This is a genomic window from Paenibacillus sp. FSL A5-0031 (genome assembly GCF_001956295.1).
Taxonomy (GTDB): Bacteria; Bacillota; Bacilli; order Paenibacillales; family Paenibacillaceae; genus Pristimantibacillus.
Map to the genome: position 1 here is coordinate 1 of NZ_MRTD01000018.1, position 16,877 is coordinate 16,877.

Here is a 16,877-nt window from a genome sequence, read left to right on the forward strand (position 1 = left end):
CTATTACTCTAATATTTACAAAAATCCATATAATTTTGAAGATGAAGAGTTAGTTAGTTGGGCTAGAGATCTGGATTAATTGGTTCGATTGATTGCAGATATCACCAATGCATTACATTTTGCCATTCATTCTGACGGATGGATCAAAAAAAATGATGCGTGACCATAATATACCCAAAAGCTCAAGAAGTACAGGAGGCAGATATGGTAGATGAAAAGCATCTTGTTTTTTTCAAAGAACTCTTAGAAGGAAATTCTGAAATCTCTTTTAGGGCATATCTTTCAAATAATGAAGATTCTTTACGCAAGCAATTTTCTCCAGCAAGATTTGCAAGACTAAAGTTTAAGTCAATTGATGAAATAATAAAGATTCTTGACGAAGAAAAAATATCCTACATCATCAATGATCAGGCTATAAGAAACGAAAATTATTTGGCGACATTTCATCCGGATGCACGGAATGAAAAAGGCAGGCTCCAGGAAGGATTCAAAGACACCATATTCAACGGAATTGTTCGCGATTTTAAAACTAAGGGCGAAGATGCAGTCTTAACCCTCCATAAATACATCGAATATCCTAAAAACATCAATAACAAAAAAAATATAGAAAAACTCGAAGACATCGAATTATTCGCCGAAACGGAATTATGCCTAGGAGATAAAAATCTTGGCCTTTTTTTATTGAAGGCACTAGCATCTATTGAGCGTCAGTTTTCCGATGTGGATGATATTGTCCTTAGAGCAAAAGAAGCTGTCATTAAGCAACAATCATCGAAAGGAAACTAAGTAACTTCGTATATAAGCACTCAAGGGTAGAATCCAGATTCTGCTAACGACTTGCACTGCGACATCAACTCTATTACTTTACTCTTCCTTTTAACAGGTTCATGAATTTTAATCGATATTTGTAATCACATTGAATAAACGTACTACACGGCATCGGCGGCCATAGCTATGACGCGCTGGGCCGGCGCATAGACAAGCAGGACGCCTTCAGGCGTACGAGCTTCCTCTATGACTGCGGCCTGCTTGCCGGAGTGATTCACGGCTTTCATCTTGCCGAGTATCTCTACGAGCCCGACGGCTTCGTCCTCTGGCCAAGCTGGAATCAGAATGGAAGGCCGCTACCGAAGAGCAGCGCAGGAAATACCCAAGACCTTTGCTAGGCAGAGACATATTCTTATGAGGTGAAAAATGCTAGAAAATATCGATCTTGTGAAATTAATTAGAGACTCAGCTCAAAACTCCTTTTCCGAATTACGAAAATCTAACCCAACCGATGAGTTTTGCGCCTTCGGACTCTATTCAGATGAAGGAGCAATGACGGTTTGCCCTTCTGCAAACACAAAAGAATATCTGAAGGAGAAATGCGAAAAAGACCCGGACGATCCGTTGTACTACAAATGGAGTCCAGCCGAGTGGAAGTATGAATTCTCTGGTCATGAGTGGTTTAATGACGTACAGCAAGTCATCGAGCAGTTTCATAAATCACCCCATACAGATGAACAGTTTACCCATTTTCAGGGATACCTATATGATTCATGCATACTCGCTCTGGAACAGTTGAGATCAGATGGATTTTTTCAAAAATGTATAGTTGTTTTTTCCGTAACAGATTATTTAGATGATGAAAAAGAGATTTCTTGGATCTATCGTCTAAATGATCCCAAAGAGGCATCCGAATTCGAAAATTGGGTTAAAGATCAAGAAGATTGATTATTTCACCATACCTTTAGAAAAGGTGGTTTAGGCAACACTGCAAAGTTTCATTGATATCCGCCGGCATTACAGATCCACGCTGATGGCCAGTTCAAGCAGGGCACCCTCGCAAGCTAGTACGGCTGGTGTCAGTTGACAGAAACTTTGTTCCATAACAAGTTGCGTAAATCGTGGCTTTTTTGATTTATGGGCTCAAGTTCTTGTCATTTGATGGTGACAAGAGCATTGTCCCATTCCCGACGGATGATCAACAGTGGGAGGGAAGGGGAGTTAGCCTGAGCGGCACTTAAATAACTAGGGTTTGATGAATCCACGCTTGTCTGTGACTAAGCGGAGATCGAAATCACTTCTCATAGACCTAGATAAACGCCTGTAAGTCCAAAAGCATGAAGAGTATTGGGGAAGATGGGGTTTATCCCTTGTATATAGTCTTTATGCTATGATGAAATAGATGAAAATTGAGGAAGAAAAGGAGAGGCGAACATGTCTAAATCTACGGAATATTCGGAGTCGGGGAACCCAATCTATCGCTATAGCGATAGACAGCATGAATGGCGGCCTCCGGTATACGGGGAAGAAGAATGGATCGAGAAAATCGAAGACCACGTGCGCAAGCATATCGGGGAAGTCGATTCCGTTTTCCACGAAATCCTATCGGATGTCGTTCATATTGACGTCCACTTCATAAAACCAACTCCCGAACGCAATTATTATACTTTATTCACAACGGGCATGAGCTTTATGCCCATGAATACGCCAGAAGGAGCGGAAGGCTACGAATACGCGGAATTGATGATCTGCTTGCCGCCGGATTGGCGGATCTCGCAAGAAGATTTACAAAATCCGGATCACTATTGGCCTATTCGATGGCTGAAAATGTTGGCCGGTTTTCCCCATGACTACGACACTTGGCTAGGCTGGGAGCATACGGTGCCTAATGGAGATCCGGCCGAACCGCTATCGCAGCAAACGGAAATGAGCGGAATCATTTTGCTGCCTCCCCTTGATGTGAACGAAGATTTTCTTTCACTTCACATGGAGGATGGGCGGACCGTACACTTCTATGCCATCGTCCCGCTCTATCCGGAAGAAATGGACTTCAAGTTGAAGCACGGCAGCGACCCGCTGCTGGATAAATTCGAAGAATACGGCATTAAAGAGATTATCGATTTGAATCGGCGCAATACGTGCAAAGCTGGCTAGAAGTTTGGAAGCAAAGCGAGTATGAATAAGGGCACAGATTCTTGTCACCTGACACCGGATAGGCCTACATGGGGCGAACTCGTGGGGTTCAGTCTGCGCCGACGGAGCGAATGCGGAGGAGCACGGCGTCTGAATCTGCCGCTATAAGTCCTCGTCGAGTTGGTTTCGTCAACCATTAGATCAGGATCCGGACATCCCATGACGGATAGACGAGCATGTGCGAGTCGTTACATCTAAGCTCCATATGAAGGGAACGCCATCACAAATCGTGATGGCCAGGCTGTCGAGAAAGTCTCGACAGCCTATTTTACGCCTAAATAGTTCTTTGCCCTAGTCTTCGATATTCCATAACATGAAGAAAAGCCAGTTCAACTGAAATGGCTTTTTTCTTTTTCGCTACTCTTCGAAAGGATCACGATTTTGTTCTATTAATTGGAACTAGATATGACCGAAATGCTGGCATGCTTAGCCTTGATTCACCGTAGAAGACAGAATGTCCACAATTGTATATGGATTGTAAACACAAGTATATCGAAGAAACGAATGCCCCTACTTATAATAAAATTGCAGCAGGAGTTGAGCATGGAGGGTCATGCGGTAAGCTGGAGTAAAATTCGAGCTAATAAACAACGGGGGGATCTTAGTGCGTTTACGGTATAGGAATATTTTTTTAGTGTTTTTTGTTATCGCTTTCATCTTAGTTGCCGTTTCATCGGAGAAGTCCAAAGCCGCAACAGGGAACTTGGCTTTAGGAAAGACGGCTTATTCGTCGTCGAACGAAGTAGACTTTTTCGGACCTGAGAAAGCGGTCGACGGCGGCAATCGGGATGCAAGCCGCTGGTCTTCAGAAAGAACGGATAACCAGTGGTTTTACGTTGATCTGGGCGAGCCTGTAGAAATCGGAAGAGTCGTCATCAACTGGCAGACTCCCGCGGAACAATATCAAGTTCTCGTTTCTGACGATGCGGTAACCTGGAGGAACGTATTCGCGGACAACCGCGTGCTCGTCGCCCGCGGATCAGTCGAGGATACGATCGATTTCGAGCCGACACTGGCGCAATACGTCAAGTTTCAAGGAGTAACGAGACGTCCAATTGAGGGTATCTATTACGGATACTCCTTCTGGGAATTTGAGGTATACAAAGGCAAACCGCTGTTGCCGCCTATGATGGACGCGGTCAAACACAGCATCGTCATCTCCGAAGGAGACACTCAGTTGAATCTGCCCGCTGTACCGGAGGGTTATACGCTGTCGTTGATGAACACAGACAGCTTGCCGGTTATCGATGCGCAGGGCACTATCCAAGCGCCGCTAGTCGATACTCAGGTTCAGCTGCTGCTGCAAATCCAGAGCGATAGCGATCCGACATATCTCTTAACGGATAATGCGCTAGTCACAGTGCCTGGTCTCTTCAAGCAGACGGGTGATCGGAACCCGGAGCCGCGTGTCATTCCTTCTTTGCGTGAGTGGCTGGGCGCAACAGGCGAGTTCCGCTTGACGGACAAGACGAAAATCGTCATTCGTGCGGAGGATGAGGTGGCTCTGCAGGGAACGGCAGACATTTTGCAGCAGGACTTGCTTGAATTAACGAAGCTGCCGCTGACAGTAACGGTTGGCTCACCTCAAGCTGGGGACATCTTCTTGGTGCTGGATGCTGCGCAAGCACGGTTGGGGACTGAGGGGTATGAACTGAATATAGGTGAATATGCTTCCGTCGCTGGCTCCGAACAGAAGGGCGTCATGTTCGGTACGAGAACGATCTTGCAGCTGCTTGGCCACGCTGCCGATCATAAGACGATGCCCAAGGGGCAATCGCGCGATTATCCGAAATACGCGGATCGAGGCTTCATGCTCGATGTGAGCCGCAAGTTTTATACGATCGAATTTTTGCGGGACTATGTCAAACTGATGTCCTACTATAAGATGAACCGGTTCCAGATTCACCTGAACGATGATGTCGGCGATGTCGGCTACTTCCGTCTGGAGAGCGAGAAATTCCCGGGAGTGACGAGCAAGGACGGCTTCTATACGAAGCAGCAATTCAGAGATCTGCAGCTGCTTGGGATGGAATACGGCGTGAACGTCGTGCCGGAAATCGATACGCCGGGCCATTCCGGCGCGTTCATCGCTTACGACCCTAGGTTGGGCAGCAACAATCAGCTCGATATCAATCGTCCAGAGACGCTCGACTTCATTAAAGAACTCTTTGACGAGTATCTCGACGGCAGCAATCCGACCTTCGTCGGCCCGGACGTGCACGTCGGCACGGATGAATATTTCGGCAACGACAAAGAGGCGTTCCGCAGATACACGGATATGCTGCTTAATCACATTAACAGCAAAGGCAAGCGCGCTCGTCTGTGGGGCAGTCTGTCGGCATACGACGGCACAACGCCAGTCAGCAACAATGCGACGATGGACATCTGGTATGAGCCGTACGGAAGCGTCCTGCAGGCCATTGAGCTTGGCTACGACGTTGTCAATACTAACACGAACTTGCTCTATGTCGTTCCGCAGTTTTACCGCAACTATTTGAATTACGATTTCATTTACAACGAATGGGAGCCTAACGATTGGCTGGAGACGAAGCTTCCTTATGCGCATCCGCAAGTAAAAGGCGGCATGTTCGCGCTCTGGAACGACGTGTCCGTAGAGAAGGGCGTCTCCATGGCGGACTCGCATCAGCGGATCTTGCCTTCCATGCAAGTGTTGGCGGAGAAGCTGTGGAGAGGCAACCGCATCGATCGGAACTTTGCTAGCTTCCAGGCGGATGCTGCAAAGTACGTGGACCCGCCGGGTGTTCATCAGTCGCACAAGCTTCAAGTCCACAATGAGCGTAATATCGTGCTCGATTATACTTTCGACGAAGGCTTCGCGGATCGTTCTGGCAATGGCTTTGACGGGAACGCGGTGAATGCAGGCACGGAGAAGGGAATCTTCGGGCAAGCAGTGAGGCTCGAAGGCGGAGCCAGTTATGTGGAAACGCCGCTTCGCACGCTCGGTTTCGGCTGGACGATGTCCATGTGGATCAAACCGGACGCTGACAACCCGCAAGGAGCTGTGCTGCTGGAATCTCCGGACGGACAGCTGAAATACAACATTGGGGGCAGCGGCAAACTGGCCATCACGAAAGAAAATTACGTCAGCGAATTCAATTATAAGCTGCCGACCGATCGATGGACCCATGTCATTATGATCGGCGACGACACGGGGACCTCCATCTTCATTAACGGCAGTGAGTATACGGCTACTCTCAAAGACGGCTCCAAGCTGGAAACGTTCGTATTGCCAGTAGCCAAAATTGGCAGTGAAACGAATGCTTTTAAAGGCCTGATTGATGAACTCATCGTAAGGAACACCTACGTGGATCTGCATGGAAATCTGGCTTTGCATAAGCAAGCCGAATCCTCGCAGCCGGAATCCACGTCCTACACGGCGGACAAAGCGGTGGACGGCAGAGGGGACACCAGATGGTCCAGCGATTGGGTGGACGATACCTGGTTCATGGTGGATCTGGGTGAAGTGAAGAACATTGATGCTGTATCTATTTTGTGGCAAACGGCTTACGGTTCGAAGTACCGCATTCTCGTGTCCGAGGACAAGGAGAACTGGACGAACGTTGTGAAAGACAACAACGGCGAGATTAACGGCAAGCCGGGACGCGTCGTGACTACCTTCCAAAGCACGCCAGCCAGATACGTGAAGTTCGAAGGCGTGTCCAGAGCTACCATGTTCGGCTATTCCTTTGAGGAATTTGAAGTGTACGGCGAGGAATATAAGCTCGGTAATCTACGGCCGATTATCGATCTGTTGACGGCTATCGAGGCCGACAAGCTCGTGGAGGACAATTACTCACCTGAGGGCTGGGCACAGCTTCAGCAAGCGATTGGGCAAGCGACTACGGCAGTTCAAACCGCCCAGCTGTCTCGTCCTGAGGCCGAGCAGGCGTATGCAGGGCTGAGCGTTGCGCGCGATCGTCTAACGATCGAAGATGTAATGGGGCTGATCAAGCTTAATGTGAATGAAAGCATCGCCGCGAATCTCTATCTTCCGCAGAAAGGACAGCTCGGCACACGTATCGTCTGGAGCAGCTCGAAGCCCGACTATCTGAATGCCAACGGACAGTTGTTGCAACGTCCGTCAGACAGCGACATGGAGGTCGTGCTGACCGCGACGATCAGCAAGGGAGCTGCATCCGCGGAGAAAACGTTCAAGATCAAAATCAAAGCGTTGCCTAGCTCCGGTGGCGGAGGATGGGTTCCGACTCCAGTAATTCCAGATCCGGAAGAAGGCCAAAACGGTGGATCGACAACGGTTCGGCTGAACGATATTGCTAGCCATTGGGCAGAAGCGTCCATCAAACGGGCGGTTGAGCTTGGATTCGTAGCGGGCTATACCGACGAGACGTTCAAGCCGAATAAGACGGTCAGCAGAGACGAATTCGTCGTCATGCTGGTCAAAGCGTTGAAGCTGCAAGGTGCGAACCGTTCGCTGGACTTCGCTGACGCAGGTTCGATTCAAACCTGGGCGAAGCCTTATATCGCGCAAGCCTTGGAATCCGGCCTGATTAGCGGCTATGCGGATGCGACATTCCGACCGAAGGCTTCGATTAGCCGAGCAGAACTGGCAGCGATGATCGTTCGCGGCTTGGGCTTGAAGACTGCGGAAGGGCATGAGCTCTCTTATGCGGACGCGGATCAAATCCCGGCTTGGGCGAAGCCGTACGTGGCAGCAGCCCAGGAGGCGGGAGTAATGAAAGGTCGCGGGGATAACCGGTTTGCTCCGTTCGCCTCGGCGACGCGTGCTGAAGCTGTGGTCGTCATTCTGAACATGCTCGATGCGCTTGCAGAATTGCAAGCCCAGGAGCAGAACTAATTATGCATAGAAAGAGAGCGTGAGCTTAGGTGAAAACTAGACGAAGTTTGACTGCTTTGTTGCTTGTTCCGTTCATGCTGTTCTCGTTGATATCCTCCGTGTATGCGGAGGAGGCGGGCGGAGAAAACGCCGACTTCTACAATGTGGCTCAAGGGAAAACGTACACTTGGTCGGAACAGCCGGAGGATGCTTTCCCGGATGACGGGACGAAGCTGACGGACGGCAATGCTGCCGATCTATCGCGTAACAGCGGCAACTGGGTGGGCCACCGCAACATGAAATCCCGATCGGTTGTATTTGATCTAGGCGAGCAAAAGACAATCCAGGAGGTGAACGCTCGTTTCCTGCACGATTGGCCGAACAATGAAACGCTCGTACCGCTCACCGTTTCATTCTACGTGTCGGACGATGAGGTGAACTGGGGCGTATTGTCCCATAATGCGACCAAGTTGTTATGGGGCGATCAGACCGACATCGAGACGTTTACGTGGGACGGCAGCACAGAGACTGGAGCCGTCAAGCGTGGCGATTATACCGAAGGACTCGTGTACGCTCGGTATGTGAAAGTGGTGTTCTCCATGCATCCAAGGGCATGGAGTATGATCGACGAGGTGACGATTATCGGCGCGGACGGCTTGATCGTCGGAGCGGAGCCGGTGCAGCCTGAGCCTTACGGTCTCCAGCAGTCTGGGGATGCTACTGGCGGGATTCAGAATCTGGGCTTGCTGTATAACGGGCATTACCCGGACGGCAAAGGAACTTGGACAAAGGAACGGGTTATCCCAAATATCAGCTATGTGAACAAGCAAGGGGAGCCTGTTGATTGGTTGTTCGACGGCGTGCTGTATCTGGGTTTGACGTCGGAGAACGGCAGAGGCTTCGGAGCGACGGAAGCGTCCGGCAAAGCCAGAAAAGAGGAATGGGAATGGTATTTGAATAAAACGTTTAACGCCGGCGGGGATATGAGCGCGTTGAACGAGGCGACGGTCGAGGTAGGCGCGAAGCTTGGAGAGCCTGACCGTAAGACGAAGGTTGTGCTGATGATTCCCGATCCGGGCGAATATCAGTCCGATTTCGGCAGCATTAACGGTGGAAATCTGAACTTCAATCTAAGTGTGGTCGGTAATGTCGCATCGCTGGACAACCGGGCCAAAGCGATTCAGTGGTGGACCGATGAAGTCAAGTCCAGATGGTCGGCTGCGGGCTACTCGAACCTGGAGCTCGTCGGCATGTATTGGCTGGAGGAACAAATCAGCACGCATTCGACTGGCCCGGAGATGGTCAAGAAAGCGAGCGACATCGTTCATAACGCTGGCCTGAAGATGTTCTGGATTCCTCATTTTATGGCCTATAAGGCATTCATGTGGAAGGATGTCGGCATTGATGCCATCTCTCTGCAGCCGAACTATTTCTTCGAGAAACAGGATCCTTCGCGTCTTGAAGATACAGCGGATATGGCGAAACGGTACGGAATGTCGCTGGAGCTGGAGTTCGATGACCGGATGATCAACGACGCCGTCTTCCGCGAGAGGTTCATCGATTACTTGAACAGCGGCGTGGATACAGGGCTGATGCAGCAAGGGTATAAAGCTTATTATCAAGGCAACAACGCCGTTTACAACGCGGCGAAAAGCGCGGAGCCAGCTACTCGCGTCCTCTACGATTGGCTATATCAATTCGTGAAAGGCACTTATCAGAAGCAAGACACCGCTCCGCCTGATGTTGTAGCGCTCATGAACGGGGAGCCGATCTCGGAGCATACAATCGTGCCTGATACGACACAGGCCGCTTTCACCTGGACTATCCCGGGAGATGACGGCAGCGGGATCGTTAAAGTAACGGCCAAGTATGACGGCAAGCCTTATACGGAAGGAACTGTTGTAGATCTGATGGGCAAGCCGGGCAAGCATGTGCTGGAGCTGACGGTGGCGGCCGCCAAATCCAAGACGGTTAAATTCGTAATAGAAGCACGTTTGGGCGCTAAAGGTCTATTGGCTCTTGTTGATAAATACGCGGTCAACAAGCAGCTTAGCAATGCCGATACGATCCGCGCTATGCGGAACGCCCTGATCATGATGGAGCGTACACAAGAGAGCGATCCTGAGCAAGCCATAGGCTATTTGCTGGCATTCAATGCGAAGCTGGAAGGGGCTAAAGGCCTTGAATTTGTAACGGAAGGCGCTTATACGGCGCTGAAGGAAGGCGTGTATTACGAGATCGGCAGCATCGCGCAAGACAAAGAAGCAGAGGCATCCTCGACGGAAGCCGCAGGTCTGGAGCCTTCGAAAGCGCTGGATGGCGCAACGGGCACGCGCTGGGCGAGCGAAGTGCGCGATACCGCTTGGTTCCAGATCGATCTGGACAGCAAGCAAACCTTCAATACGATCCGCATCGATTGGGAATATGCGCGCGCGGACCAATACCGTCTGAGCGTCTCGGATGATAAGCAGACGTGGGAGCCTTTGAAAGTCGGCAACAATGGTGTGGTTAAAGCGTCCGACGGCAAGAATACGCTGGTATTCCCGGCAACGACGGCAAGATACATCAAGTTTGAGGGACTGAATCGGGCAACGTTCTACGGTTATTCTTTCTATGAATTCGGCGTGTACGATCTTGCCCAGCAGCAAGTGCTGAAATCATTGGACGGCATACAAGCCGCAGTGGACGCCTCCACGAAGAAAGTCACGATCGACGGGTTGGTCATGAACGGCAAGAAAGAACATTTGTATGTCAAAGTGCTTGACCCAAAAGGCAACATTCAATATACCGGTCAGACGGGCACTGAGGATGACGGAAGCTTCCGCATCGCCTTTACGTTGACCGGAGAAGAGCAAGGACTGTATATGGTCGAGCTTGAAACGGATAACATGACGACTGCAGAGCAGGCAGTCTTCGAATATCGCAAGCCGCCTTCCACTGGCGGAGGCAATGGAGGCAGCATTGGAGGCGGTCCGGCGCAAGATCCGTATACGTTGCAAGCGGACGGTTCAGTCAAAGCCGTGTTTGTCCCGACATTGAAAGGCAATCAGGCTGCGGCTTCGGTCAGAGAAGCGGATCTGAATGCCGCGATTCGTAAGGCAACAGCCGACAGCAACGGCAACAAGCATATTCGTCTTGAATTGAAGCCGTCGAACGCGGCTGGCAGCTATGTTTTGGAGCTTCCGGCAGCTAATCTGACGAACCAGTCTAATCTGATTCTGCATATCTCCACGCCGCATGCCCAGCTTGCTTTGACTGGCGACATGCTGGCTGGAGTCAAGGTGAATGCCGGAAAGCTGCTCGTTATCGTAAGCGACCATGCAGGCGAGTATCGCGGCAACGAAGCGGCTGGCCGGATCGGCAACAGGCCAATCGTGGAAATTGCATTGCAACTGGACGGTAAAGCTCTGTCTTGGAACAATGCGAAGGCACCGATTTCCATTGCGATTCCATATTCGCTTCAAGCGGGAGAGCAAGCAGCTGATCTGCAAGCTTTTAAGCTGACGGGCAACAGCGCGGCGGCAATTGATGGCGCGTCTTATGACAAAGACAAGAGCGTACTGCGATTCTCCATCGACCAAGTCGGCGTCTTTGCTGCCGGCGGCAAGAAACCGGCTGCGTTCACTGACCTTGGCAAGCATGAATGGGCGCGCGAGGCGATCGAGAAGCTTGCTGAAAAAGGCATCGTCAAAGGCACTTCGATCGAAAATGGCACTTTCAGCCCCGCAAATCAAGTAACGCGAGCTGATTTTATCCTGATGCTGGTGAACATGCTTGCCCTGCGCGCCGAGATTACCTCGACGTTCGCCGATGTGAAGCCGAATGATTATTACTACGATGCGGTGTCTATCGCCATGCAATTGGGAATCGTTTCGGGAGTGAACGAAGTTAACTTTGGTCCTCGTGACTCAATCAGCCGCCAGGACACTATGGTTATGCTGACCCGAGCGCTGCAAACGACGGGGGCAATCAAGCCGTCCGCATCCGGTTCAACACTTGAGGGCTTCCGTGATGCGAGCCAGATTGCGCCATATGCTGCGGACAGCGTGGCAACGATGCTCGAGCATGGGCTGGTTACGGGCTCCAACGGCTATATGAAGCCGAAGAGTACGACCAGCAGAGCGGAAGCAGCGACGTTCTTGTATCGCGTTCTTCAATTAATCGAGGGGCAGCAGCAGGAGTAGACGCGGGAACAATTGATTTAAGCACATTCCGATTAGCGCGGCAACGCGCCCGGGATGTGCTTTTTTGACGATACAGAATAAACTTCCTGAATGGACAGATGAAGCCGGTAAGCCGTCCCGATGCGCCCTTCCGCGACAAGCCACTCGGCGGCAAGCTAAGCGAAGTCGTAGCTGCTAGGCTCCACCAATAAAATAGAAAACCACGTCCTCTGGACGTGGTTTTCTATTTTATTGGTGGTTAGCCTAGTCCATTAGCATGTTTCCTTCAAGCGGGCACCCTATGCTTTAAGGTCCGCTACAATCTCGGCATACTTCTTTTCAGATAGATCATAGAACGAAATGATAACTATACTGAGCACAATCCCCATTGCCGGAATGATTGACATCATCAAATTTATCCCAGTCAAAGCAGTATCCGATTGCGTCACGTTCGGTGAATAATCAAAGAGAGTTAATCCATATCCCGCCACGGCTCCGGCAATCGCTGTACCTATCTTTCCATTGAACGTGCCTACAGCCGTAACAATACTTTCTGATCTCTTCCCTGTTTTCCACTGGGCATATTCGATCGTATCCGCTTGCATGGAAGCGGCAAGAACGATACTAAAACCAACGCCGAACATACTGATTGCATTCATTGCAAACAAGAACAAGATTTGATCCGATTGTCCGAAGAAAAACAATACATTTGCGGTTATACAGATTATGCCACCAGCAATAAACGTTTTCTTCTTACCAAATTTAGCGGATATTCTCGGCATGATTCCTATTGCAAGAAGCATAAACAACATACTGCTCAACGAAAAAGCAGTAAAGAGCCCTTCATTCCCGAGATTGTATCTTACATAATATAGAGTAACCGTCTGCTTCAATATCAATGAGGTCCCGGTAAATAAACCAGCAAGAGTAAGGATGAGCAGAGGTTTGTTTTTCAACACAACATTCAGACTTGCCTTTAGCGATTCATGCTCGGGTTTGACTTCATAAATATGTTCTTTCGTATTACGGAACAAGATGATGGTGAACAAAATACAGAGAGCAGCAAATATAACAGCCGTCCAAAAGTATCCCTTACTGGCATTCCCATTCCCAATAGCATTTATTATAGGTAGAGAAGCGCCACCAGCGACTACACCACCGATAATGCCAAGCATCTTCGCTATAGCAATTACTTTGGTGCGTTCTATGGGATCACTCGTCATGGCAGGCGCCAGTGACCAGAAAGGAACGTCGAACAAGGCATATGCCGTATTCCACAGCGCATACGTAATGATTACATAGGTAATTTTCATAGCAGGACTAAAATCTGGTGCATATAAACACAGAACGGTCAATATCGAGACTAGAATTCCTCCCGCTAAAATAAAAGGTCTGAATTTACCCCAACGCGTGTGAATTCGATCAACGATCACAGCAATGACCGGATCCAGTAATGCATCCCAAATTCTTACTAAGAGAAATAAGGTACCAACAAACACCGCGCTAATTCCAAGTACATCGGTATAAAATACCATGAGTAAAAATGTCATTAGTCCATAAACTAAGTTTTGTCCCATGGCCCCTACACCGTAGGACCATTTCTCTTTCGCACTCACTTGATGCATGACACTCTCTCCCTATTTTTAAATGGACTTTAACTCTTTAAGCTTCATCTCGTATTGTTTTTTGAGAGTGTTAAATTGTTGTATGCTTCGATCCATGCCGCCAATCCGATTTCTTTTCAACCATACGGCAATGTAACGGCCGCTGAATGTTGTAATTGAATCAATCAATCTAGTAACTCTTTCTTGGCTCCATTTCTCACTCTCGTTTTGCTCCAGCAAAATAAACTCAAAGAGGTCAATACCATGCTGAAGAAGACGAATCGTAAGTGAGAACTCTTCACGAATTAGCTGATTATCCGCGCACTTCATATCACTTTCTTTAAGCTTGTTCTCCATTTCACCCAGAAAATACCTCATCTCTTCATATTGGTAATTCCTCATAAAATCAATAGTCTCATTTTTAGGTAATTTAGCCATTGAATAGACAATTGTCTCGAAGAGAGAATTTAGTTTATGATTTAGCACTTCGCTTGAACTCAATCCGCCCATTGGAGACAATAGAATGAACGTGCCCGTCATATTCAGCATCGGGAAATTCTCGTATAGGTAGTAGTTCCCAAGCTCAAATACAAAGCTACCCATAACCTTGTTAGCATCTTCAAAAACGAATTGGTTTAAATAGTTCGCAGTATCTGCTTCAGCCGTTGCGATAGAATCTACATTCCAACTCAAGCTAGCGCTATAAACGTAACTTGCATAGCTGATGGGAGTGTACTGCCAATGTCCCATATCCCCCCAGTCGGTCACAATGAGGCCTTTTGCATCGTATTTTTTGCCGTTAATCGCAGCATCAGCAATATTGCCGAGCATGTTATCCGTCCGGCCTGCAATAGAACTCCAACTGCTTGTGCCTGGGCAGACCATATAAGGCTGACCGAATTCCATCAACGTCTTGCAGTTAATCTCGAAAGAATTGACATTTTCATACATCCAATCCAACACAACGCAATCTTTAGGCAGATCTGTGATCATTTCAGGATGCTTGAGAATAGTATCCCCCCAGAAAAGAGGCTTCTTCCCATGTTTTTGTACGATTTGTATGACTTTATTCAGAAATTCCAGGTAAAGATCGCAGGTATTTGATTCCGTATCTGCTTCACGGCTTTTACCTTTTCCCAGCTCAAACGGTTCATCAAAGTTGATATTAACAAACGGTGAAGAATAATTCGGAAGCAGCTCATTAAGCATGTTCTCGACTAATTCCAGCGACTTGGGATCTTTGACGTTCAAGGTAGAAGCCGGAAATGTGAGGCCAGGTCCAAGCTCGAAGCCATCCGGGCATTCGGCCATTTCATTGAACCGCCCTTTATCAAGCCATTGTGTCATATGCCCCAAACAGTTCTGATTCGGAACGAAATCAATAAACTGTTCAGCGGCGTATCGATCCAATGCTTGAATTTCAGCTGCTGTCAGTGGCGTTTCGTCTGGGAAGAAACTTTTGTAGCGCTTGTACTCGAAGCAGTAGCCTTCCATATAAAGCTGCAGGTGATTCATTTTGAGATCGGCCATCAGATCGATAAGCTTATACAGAGAATGCATGGAGGGGATTTTGTCTCGCCCAATATCCAGCATCAAGCCTCTTACTTTCAAATCCGGCACATCCTCAATCTTCACATAAGGTATCGCTGCCCCACACTGATTGTAAATCTGCTTCAAAGTAGTCAGCGCATAGCTCAGGCCAGCCAGATCCGCATATTGAATCGCAACACCTGTCTCTTGAACCGAAAGGTAATATCCTTGCTCATCGATCGTATCATTATATACAAATGAAAATGCTGCCTCGTGTTCTTGATTCTGGTCTACTACTGCGCATGACTTTCCTGCGATTTCGAGTAACCGATGCTTAATCATAGCCTCGCTCTTTTCAGGCAACGGAGATGAACGGAGTCGAACGAACAACTGATCCGGTTTCAGCCATTGCCCCGATTCTGGAACTACATGCTGAGGTACGGGAAACAGGAATAAACTATAAGTGTTTACCAAATTTGAAACCCCTTTCATTTTTAGATAAAACAAAGTATACTATCATCGAAATGATAACTTGGATAATTTCTTTGAGTTTTAGATAAAAATATTGGGGTGTTTAAGAATGATTGAAAAAAATCAAATAGATATCCGTTTGTTAGAGGAAAAAGCTAGTAGCTTTCATTTGATTTCCGGGGAAGGCATTACAGGTGTGGACCTGGAGCTTAATATCTATTTCTCTTACATGGATTCCAAGACATCATCCAAACTTGACGACCAGAGGGCACTCACAGATCTCTTGGCATGGATAAAGAATAACCAGAATGAAATGCTGGAGACAAATCACTCCTATATTTTATTTCTTTCATCCTATTCATGGATGTTTTATGTCCAACTGTTAAAAAATACTGGCCAATATATCATCTTAGGTCCAATTCAAGAACTCCCAGGTACGGAGAAAACTCAACATTTGATTCGGTTATGCTCCTGGCTGTTTCAATCGAATGATACATTTTCCATGCCTCAGCCAACAACATATACGATTCCATATGAAAGGGAGCTTCCTGCATCGCCCGATGTGTCCCTTCTCCAGATTTACTATGAGCAGGAATTTATCCACTTTCCTCTGGAGAAAGGCATGTATTTGAAAGCAAAAATGTTAGCGGGAGATATCAAGGCTATTCAGGACTTTTTCGATTCGTATAAGAATATTAAATCTGAACTTGTCTACGACCATATTGAGCTTGCTAAAGGCGACTTAGTCCGATCGACTAAAAATCATTTTATTGCTCTTTGCGCGGTCGCATCTACTATCGCCATGGAAGCTGGAACCGATGATGAATACGCTAGAACGATCGCCGATAAGTACATCCTTCAAGTTGAGAATATGCATTCAAGGGTCGAGATTATTAAACTAATAAGAGAGGTGTTTTTGAAGTTTACAGCCATAATTAATGAATATTCTAATCCTAATTATTCAGCTCTGGTCAAAAGCACGATTCAATATATGAATACTCACTTCTTTGAAAAAATTACTTTGAATGAAGTAGCAACAAAACTAGAAAAAAACCCTTCTTATATATCGGATAAAGTGAATAAAGAAACCGGGCAGTCGTTCAATGCAAATCTAAATCAAATACGGATCAAGGAGAGCAAGCAATTATTGACTCAGACACAAAAATCCGTTAATGATATTGCGATCGCAGTAGGGTTTGAATATCAGAATTATTTTGCTAAAGTGTTTAAGAAAATAGTCGGGGTCACGCCTGTCCAATATCGTAATAAAAGGTCGATAGGCGTAGAGGTTCCGGAAGCTTCATCAATGAAAAGCAAGTAACTAATATGTTT

Annotated in this window: 8 protein-coding genes; 6 read left to right on the forward strand and 2 right to left on the reverse strand. The window is 47.8% G+C overall.

The window, feature by feature from the left end; all coding sequences use genetic code 11:
- The first annotated feature begins 204 nt into the window (after window positions 1-204).
- The 5 genes from BK120_RS26055 to BK120_RS26075 all read left to right on the forward strand — a co-directional run bounded on the left by BK120_RS26055 (window position 205) and on the right by BK120_RS26075 (window position 11,961).
- On the forward strand, window positions 205-786 hold the full coding sequence (locus BK120_RS26055) for a hypothetical protein (protein WP_076270435.1): 582 nt from the start codon (window positions 205-207) through the stop codon (window positions 784-786).
- A 408-nt stretch (window positions 787-1,194) separates the two neighbouring features.
- Window positions 1,195-1,716: a DUF4303 domain-containing protein gene (locus tag BK120_RS26060; RefSeq protein WP_076270436.1), complete on the forward strand. Its 522-nt coding sequence runs from the start codon at window positions 1,195-1,197 to the stop codon at window positions 1,714-1,716.
- 486 nt (window positions 1,717-2,202) lie between these two features.
- The gene (locus BK120_RS26065) at window positions 2,203-2,922 is read left to right on the forward strand and encodes a suppressor of fused domain protein (protein ID WP_076270437.1); all 720 of its coding nucleotides are present in this window, start codon (window positions 2,203-2,205) and stop codon (window positions 2,920-2,922) included.
- A gap of 643 nt (window positions 2,923-3,565) precedes the next feature.
- The gene (locus tag BK120_RS26070) at window positions 3,566-7,798 is read left to right on the forward strand and encodes a discoidin domain-containing protein (RefSeq protein WP_083682469.1); all 4,233 of its coding nucleotides are present in this window, start codon (window positions 3,566-3,568) and stop codon (window positions 7,796-7,798) included.
- Between the two features lie 29 nt (window positions 7,799-7,827).
- The gene (locus BK120_RS26075) at window positions 7,828-11,961 is read left to right on the forward strand and encodes a DUF4855 domain-containing protein (protein WP_076270439.1); all 4,134 of its coding nucleotides are present in this window, start codon (window positions 7,828-7,830) and stop codon (window positions 11,959-11,961) included.
- A gap of 278 nt (window positions 11,962-12,239) precedes the next feature.
- Here the strand turns inward: BK120_RS26075 and BK120_RS26080 are convergent, their stop codons facing one another.
- Both BK120_RS26080 and BK120_RS26085 read right to left on the reverse strand, forming a co-directional pair.
- On the reverse strand, window positions 12,240-13,565 hold the full coding sequence (locus BK120_RS26080; protein WP_076270440.1) for an MFS transporter: 1,326 nt from the start codon (window positions 13,563-13,565) through the stop codon (window positions 12,240-12,242).
- A gap of 18 nt (window positions 13,566-13,583) precedes the next feature.
- Window positions 13,584-15,548, reverse strand: a complete 1,965-nt coding sequence (locus BK120_RS26085; protein ID WP_076270441.1) for a beta-N-acetylhexosaminidase — start codon at window positions 15,546-15,548, stop codon at window positions 13,584-13,586.
- A 106-nt stretch (window positions 15,549-15,654) separates the two neighbouring features.
- On the opposite strand from BK120_RS26085, the gene BK120_RS26090 reads away from it, so the two are divergent.
- The gene (locus tag BK120_RS26090; RefSeq protein ID WP_076270442.1) at window positions 15,655-16,866 is read left to right on the forward strand and encodes a helix-turn-helix domain-containing protein; all 1,212 of its coding nucleotides are present in this window, start codon (window positions 15,655-15,657) and stop codon (window positions 16,864-16,866) included.
- Window positions 16,867-16,877 lie beyond the last annotated feature (11 nt).

Excerpts from the sequence above, each read along its gene's own strand:
- BK120_RS26055 (WP_076270435.1), top strand. The coding sequence starts at position 205 with ATGGTAGATGAAAAGCATCTTGTTTTTTTCAAAGAACTCTTAGAAGGA.
- BK120_RS26060 (WP_076270436.1), top strand. The coding sequence starts at position 1,195 with ATGCTAGAAAATATCGATCTTGTGAAATTAATTAGAGACTCAGCTCAA.
- BK120_RS26065 (WP_076270437.1), top strand. The coding sequence starts at position 2,203 with ATGTCTAAATCTACGGAATATTCGGAGTCGGGGAACCCAATCTATCGC.
- BK120_RS26080 (WP_076270440.1), bottom strand. The coding sequence starts at position 13,565 with ATGCATCAAGTGAGTGCGAAAGAGAAATGGTCCTACGGTGTAGGGGCC.
- BK120_RS26090 (WP_076270442.1), top strand. The coding sequence starts at position 15,655 with ATGATTGAAAAAAATCAAATAGATATCCGTTTGTTAGAGGAAAAAGCT.